Raw genomic sequence first — 6282 nt, 5'->3', positions numbered from 1 at the left:
CCAAGGGCGGTTGAGGTCGGCGGCCATGATAAGCCGGCGAGTCCCCCCGGCCAGTCCACTAGGCACTGCCGTCCTCGCGGACAACAACGACCTGTTCCTTGAAGCATTTTTTGGCGTTCCGTGCCCGGGCGGTATCATCCTGCCGGTCAATATCCGACTAAGCCCGGGAGAGGTCGCCTACATCCTCGACGACTGCCGCCCCCGGACTTGTGCTGGTGGACGAGGCGCATCAGCCGCTTCTTTGTTTCTGCGCTGAGCAAGACAGCGGCCAGCCGCGGCCGCTGACGCTAGCCGAAATGGACCGGCTGGTCGCGCATACGGCCCCGATTGCCGACGCTGGGCGCAGCGGGGGCGATGCGGCGAGCATTTTCTACACTGGCGGGACGACCGGCCGTGCCAAGGGCGTGATCATGACCCACGTCAACCATGTCGTGAACGGGCTGGCGCTTTGGGCTGGGTTGGGAATCGATACGTCGCGCGCGCGGTTCTTGCACGTGGCCCCGATGTTCCACGTCGCCGACGCCCTGTTCGTCCACTCGATGACTCTCGTTGGCGGCTGTCATGCGATCATTCTGCGCTTCGATCCGGCGGAGACAATGCGCGCAATCGAGCGGCACCGGATCACCGATGTGATCCGGTGCCGACGATGATACAGGCTCTGCTTGACTCGCCCGAACGTGAACGCTTCGATCTGACTAGCCTCGAGCGCCTGTACTATGGGGCGATGCCGATGCCCGAGACAATTGCCAAATGGCCCATCCGGAGTGGCGCAGATAGATGGCTGCCGTTTTCTGAAAAAGAATGTCTCAGCTGTCGACCACCGCAAGCCACTTCGAGATGAGGTTGCCAACGGCCAACTCCGACTGGACCAGCAATTAGCGCGCCGTTGTATGGCCAGACGGCAGTGCGTCGAGTGGTCGGCATTTCAGTTCGCTTGCCTTACTGGCAAAAGCGGACGCACATTTCCCATCATTACGGATGGAGGTCTAGCAGTGTGAGCAGATCCTGCTCGGCTATTTAACAGATCTCGAGGCGAATGCTTCTATCGGTGCCACTGCCCTGGCGACCTTTCCCGCGTTCGTGAGTTGTCTTGCGGATGAGGAGCGGAAGAAATCGCTCCGCACGAGGAGCAACACATGGCTGAGACAAAAACCGCGAGCAAATCGAAGGGGAAACCCGGTTCAAGAACAGCGCGCAAGACGCAGCGCGCAGCCGCCAAGCCGACTGATGCGATCAAGCTGCTCAAGGATGAGCATCGCGAGGTCAAAAACTGGTTCAAGGAGTATGAGAAACTCGAGGAAGAGGCGGAGAAGCAGGAGCTTGCCGACCGCATTTGCCTTGCACTCACCGTGCACACCCAGATCGAAGAGGAGATTTATTACCCTGCTGCGCGCGACGCAATCGACGACGACGATCTGCTCGACGAAGCCGAGGTCGAGCATGCCAGCGCCAAGCAGCTGATCACCGAGATACAGTCGATGAAGGCGGGCGACCGGCTGTTCGATGCGAAGGTCACCGTTCTGGGCGAATATGTGAACCATCATGTCGAAGAAGAGGAAAAGGAGATGTTCCCTGAAAGCCGTGACAGCGATCTGGACCTGAAGGCGCTCGGCCTTCAACTCGCCGAGCGGAAGGCGGAGCTGATGGCGCAAGCGGGCAAGTAAAACCCCGGGCAGGAGCATGGCGCGCGGCCTTCCTCGCACGCCGTGCCCTGGCCAGCTTCTCATATCTCACAACACCTCAAGAAGCTCAATTTTTCTTCAAGACGATTGATGTCGAGGCTGCTATCGGCAGGAGCATTGGTCTCTCGGCCGTTCTGCTTGCGAGGTTGTCTGTGACCCTGTTACCGCCCCGGTTCTCCACCGGCATCCCCGGTCTTGATACCATTTTCGGCGGTGGCCTTATTGAGGGCGCGTCCTACATTGTGCAAGGACAGCCCGGAGCAGGCAAGACGATCCTTGGAAATCAGATTGCGTTCGCCACGGCCGCTGCCGGGAAGAAGGTGCTTTACGTCACCCTGCTCGCAGAGACGCACGATCGCCTTTTTCAATCCCTGTCGACCCTGAGTTTTTTCGAGAAGAACCAGCTTGGCAGCAACATCGTCTATGTCAGTGTGTTTCAGACCCTGAGCAAGGAGGGGTTGGGAGCTGTCGTGGACCTGCTTCGCAAGGAGACCAAGCGCCAGGACGCCTCGCTGATCGTCTTCGACGGTCTTCTGAACGCTCGCGACCGCGCAGAGACTGACCTCGACGTGAAAACCTTCGTCGCCGAAGTGCAAAGCCAAGCAGCCTTCGTTGGTTGCACTGTTCTTTTCCTCACGAGCGCCAGGGTTCAGGACGATAGCCCGGAGCACACGATGGTGGATGGCGTTCTGGAGCTTCATGACGAGCTCGTCGGTGTACGCACCGTCCGACGTCTTCGTGTCCGCAAATCTCGCGGCAGCGCAGCTCTCGGCGGTTATCATCAATATGAGATCGCAAATGGCGGCATCTCGGTCTTCCCGCGGATAGAAGCTGCATTTGACACGCCGTCGGTCAAAGACGAGCCGGATCCTAAACCGCTTCGATCAGGCATCGAAGGGTTCGACGATATTACGGGCGGAGGACTTCCTCATGGCTCGATCACTTTGCTGATCGGGCCTTCCGGATGCGGGAAGACCTCGTTCGGCATGAACTTTCTTTCTGCCGCTTCGGAGAAAGAACCGGGCCTTCATTTCGGCTTTTACGAAACTCCGGAGCGCCTCTTGCTGAAGGCGAACGCACTGGGTCTTGATCTCCGCGCACATATCGAAAGAAGCGTGGTCGAAATCTTGTGGCAGCCGCTGACGGAAAACCTCCTCGACAAAATGGCCTATCGGCTTCTTGACGCCGTCTCCGCTCGCGGCGTGAAGCGCCTGTTCATCGACTCCTTCGGTGGGTTCGAGCGCGCAACTGTTAACCGGACTCGGCTTGTAGAATTTTTTGCCGCTCTGACGAACGAATTGCGGGCCAAGGGCGTTACTACTATCGGCACGTGGGAGTTGCGTGACCTTTTCGCGTCCGAGGTAGCAGCTCCCGGTCCCGAGATTTCCAGTCTGCTCGATAATTTGATACTGATGCGCCAAGTCGAGATCAGGGCCGAGTACAAGCGGGTGATGTCCGTTTTGAAGATCCGCGATCAGTCGTTTCAATCCGCACCGCAAGAGGTGTTCATCGATGGGCACGGCCTCGCGATCAAAGGTCCTTTTGAGCCCGCGACTGGGATCTCAACCGGGCTGGCCAAGCCTCTTGAGGCGTAGCGCTCCCCATGGGTCGGACACGTCCATGGAGCTCTCCATGAGAATTGTAGTGGCAGAGGATGAATTTCTGATCGCGGACATGCTCGTGGTAAGCCTTGAGGAGGCTGGACATGAAGTGCACGAGGCCGCGCATGGCGCGGCTGCGCTCAAAATCATCCGCGATGTCGTTCCCGATCTGGTCATTACCGACTTCATGATGCCCTTGATGACAGGCCTGGAACTTGCCGAGGCAATGAGAGCAGACACGGCGCTGCAACGCATCCCTATAGTCCTTGTAAGCGGCGCGCAGGGAGCGCAGGCGCGCTCCCGAGGCGACCTATTCGACCTTGTTTTCGACAAGCCCTACGCGATGGACCGGCTGCTCACTGCTGTCGGAGAGTTCGGCATTCGCGGGAGTCGTTCTTGATGGCTGCGGATAGCGAAGCGAATTTGAACGATGGGGAGCATTCCGTGGGGCGTGATGCCTGGACGGCTGCATACCGGCTTGCTGCGATTGTCGAGTCATCCCACGATGCGATTGTCGGCAAGACACTCGACGGGATCATCACTGACTGGAACGCTGCAGCCGAGCGCATTTTCGGCTACGCTCCTGCTGAGATCATAGGAAAGTCGATCCTGACGCTTATTCCGGTGGATCGCAGGGCCGAAGAAAACGAGATCATCGCGCGGTTGAAACGCGGCGAGCGGATCGAGCACTTTGAGACGATGCGCCAGCGCAAGGATGGCGCACTCATCCACCTCTCGCTAACCGTGTCTCCTATCAAGGCGGCAGATGGATCGATCATCGGCGCTTCCAAGATCGCTCGCGATATCACGGCGCGCAAGCAGACCGAAGCCCTTCTGGCGCAACAATCCGACCGGCTGCAGACCCTTAATCGGATTGCAAACGTGATCTCACGCGATCTCGACCTTGATCGGATTGTACAGTCGGTGACCGATATTGGCACCGAATTGACGGGCGCCAAGTTCGGCGCCTTCTTCTACAATGTCAAAGATAGCGCCGGCGAGTCTTACCAGCTCTACACTCTTTCGGGCGCACCCCGGGAGGCCTTCGACCGTTTTGGGATGCCGCGGAATACGAAAATTTTCGCGCCGACCTTCGCTGGCGAAGGGGTGGTACGGTCCGATGACATTCGCACCGATGCCCGGTACGGCCACAGCGCTCCGCACTATGGCATGCCAGCTGGCCATCTTCCTGTTGTCAGCTACCTGGCTGTGCCGGTGACTTCTGTTTCCGGCGAAGTGCTCGGCGGGCTATTCTTCGCTCATGACGAGCCGGCACGGTTCACCTCCAGCACGGAAAATCTTGTTTCTGCGATTGCCGCGCAGACGGCGGTGGCGATGGACAACGCTCGGCTACACTCGGCGGCACAACTGGAAATCGAACGCAGAAGGCGTGCAGAGGACTCGAAGGAGCTGCTCCTTCATGAATTGAAACACCGCGTGAAGAACACGCTGGCTACCATCCAAGCCGTGGCGATGCAGACGTTTCGCGAGGCACCTCGCGCTGAGCTCAATGCGTTCATTTCTCGTCTACTCGCGCTGTCTGAAGCGCATGATCTGCTCACCCAGCGCGACTGGGAGATGGTCGACGTCGAGCATATTGTTCGCCGAGCGGTCAGTCCGTTCGCCGCCGAAGAAGGTCAGCGGTTCGACATTTCCGGAACGAAGATTGAGATCCCCTCGGAGAAGGCGTTGCAGCTCGCGATGGTACTTCATGAACTCTCCACCAACGCCGCAAAATATGGGGCGCTATCCAATCTGAATGGAGCGGTGGAAATATCCTGGAATTGTCCCGATGATGGGCCTGGCCAAGTGCTAGAATTGCAATGGGTCGAACGCGGCGGTCCGGAGGCAACGCAGCCGACGCGAAAGGGGTTCGGCTCGAGAATGATTGAGCGCGCTCTTCGGGGCGAAGGTAGCGGGGCCGAGTTCGATTTTCGCCCGGAAGGATTGCGCTTCCGGCTTCAGCTTGCAGTCTCCGACGAAATAGCCCCTGACGGGTCTACTTGAGGAACCGCAACGGCGGCTGACGAGCAGTGGTGGAGAACGCGGGCAGCTATCGGCCAACTCTTGTGGTTCTGACGTGGCGGAAAGGAAAACTCGCATGTCCACTCCTGCCGAAAGCCGCCGTTCGCGCGCACTTACAGGAATGGTAGCAACGTACCACGATCCGGCGCTCGCCTCCGGCAACAGTCGACCGATGCTGGACGTTCCTCCGAGATCACGCGGCGTCCAAGCGCGGACATTCTACTAACCAGACTTTGCTCTTTAAAATGATCCGGATGCGCTATCATGATTGCGAAACAGAGATCAGCATAGAGGTGAGGTATGGATCGAGCAGTCATCTTGACGGTAGTCGGTAGTGACCGACCCGGCCTGACCCGCGCAGTCGCAGAGGCGGTGTATGCTGCAGGCGGTAATTGGCTTGAGAGCCATCTCTCGCGCTTGGGTGGTAAATATGTTGGATCCGTGCTGGTTGAATTGCCCGAGGATCGGATGCACGAACTCGAAGCTGCGGTCCGCGGCATCGATGCGATGGGTATCAAGATCGACATCATCGCGGCTGCGGATGCTGAAGAACGCAGCGGGCTGTCGCTGGCCATCGAAATCGTAGGGCAGGATCGTCCTGGAATAGTTCGCGAAGTGACCTCGGCACTTGCGAAGCTCGACGTCAATATCGACGACTTCCTTACCAGGATCGAGGGAAGCGCCTGGTCTGGCGCACCGCTGTTCCGCGCCAATGTCCAGATTGCATTGCCCACGGGCCTCTCTACCGACGAGGTGCGGGAGGCACTCGAAGCCATATCTGGCGAGATCATGGTAGATTTTTTGCCCGAGCCCACTTTGAGCTAGAAAGAGCCACGCGTCCCGCGCGTGACTAAGCGCTAGTCCCCCAGGAAATCAAAAAAGAAAGCTTGGCCGTCATGATGTCAGCCGGGCCAGTTTAAAGTCTCAGCGGCTAAGCCGTGAGCCTTCGGGTCGCGGGTTCTCCTTACTGATCT

6 protein-coding genes are annotated in these 6282 nt (G+C 58.6%); all 6 read left to right on the top strand.

Annotation, left to right across the window (positions count from 1 at the left end):
• Positions 1-215 precede the first annotated feature (215 nt).
• Positions 216-650, top strand: a complete 435-nt coding sequence (locus NCHOL11_RS13665; RefSeq protein WP_141397870.1) for an AMP-binding protein — start codon at positions 216-218, stop codon at positions 648-650.
• A 486-nt stretch (positions 651-1136) separates the two neighbouring features.
• Complete coding sequence (locus NCHOL11_RS13660) at positions 1137-1664, top strand: hemerythrin domain-containing protein (protein ID WP_097093101.1); 528 nt, start codon at positions 1137-1139, stop codon at positions 1662-1664.
• Between the two features lie 170 nt (positions 1665-1834).
• Positions 1835-3277, top strand: coding sequence for an ATPase domain-containing protein (locus NCHOL11_RS13655; protein WP_255254842.1), 1443 nt, complete (start codon positions 1835-1837; stop codon positions 3275-3277).
• A gap of 37 nt (positions 3278-3314) precedes the next feature.
• On the top strand, positions 3315-3683 hold the full coding sequence (locus NCHOL11_RS13650) for a response regulator (RefSeq protein WP_097093322.1): 369 nt from the start codon (positions 3315-3317) through the stop codon (positions 3681-3683).
• Entirely contained in the window at positions 3683-5290 is a 1608-nt protein-coding gene (locus NCHOL11_RS13645) for a sensor histidine kinase (RefSeq protein ID WP_097093100.1), read from the top strand. The genes NCHOL11_RS13650 and NCHOL11_RS13645 overlap by 1 nt, the downstream gene beginning before the upstream one ends.
• 318 nt (positions 5291-5608) lie before the next feature.
• Complete coding sequence (locus tag NCHOL11_RS13640; RefSeq protein ID WP_097093099.1) at positions 5609-6133, top strand: glycine cleavage system protein R; 525 nt, start codon at positions 5609-5611, stop codon at positions 6131-6133.
• Positions 6134-6282: the final 149 nt, after the last annotated feature.

The organism is Novosphingobium sp. Chol11 (assembly GCF_900218065.1).
In the GTDB taxonomy this organism is placed as follows: domain Bacteria; phylum Pseudomonadota; class Alphaproteobacteria; order Sphingomonadales; family Sphingomonadaceae; genus Sphingobium; species Sphingobium agri.
The sequence above is the reverse complement of the archived record's forward strand: the minus strand, read 5'-3'. Positions and strand labels throughout refer to the sequence as shown.

What these genes read in the sequence shown, in the direction of transcription:
- NCHOL11_RS13650 (WP_097093322.1), top strand. Translation starts at nt 3,315, where the DNA reads ATGAGAATTGTAGTGGCAGAGGATGAATTTCTGATCGCGGACATGCTC.
- NCHOL11_RS13645 (WP_097093100.1), top strand. Translation starts at nt 3,683, where the DNA reads ATGGCTGCGGATAGCGAAGCGAATTTGAACGATGGGGAGCATTCCGTG.
- NCHOL11_RS13660 (WP_097093101.1), top strand. Translation starts at nt 1,137, where the DNA reads ATGGCTGAGACAAAAACCGCGAGCAAATCGAAGGGGAAACCCGGTTCA.
- NCHOL11_RS13640 (WP_097093099.1), top strand. Translation starts at nt 5,609, where the DNA reads ATGGATCGAGCAGTCATCTTGACGGTAGTCGGTAGTGACCGACCCGGC.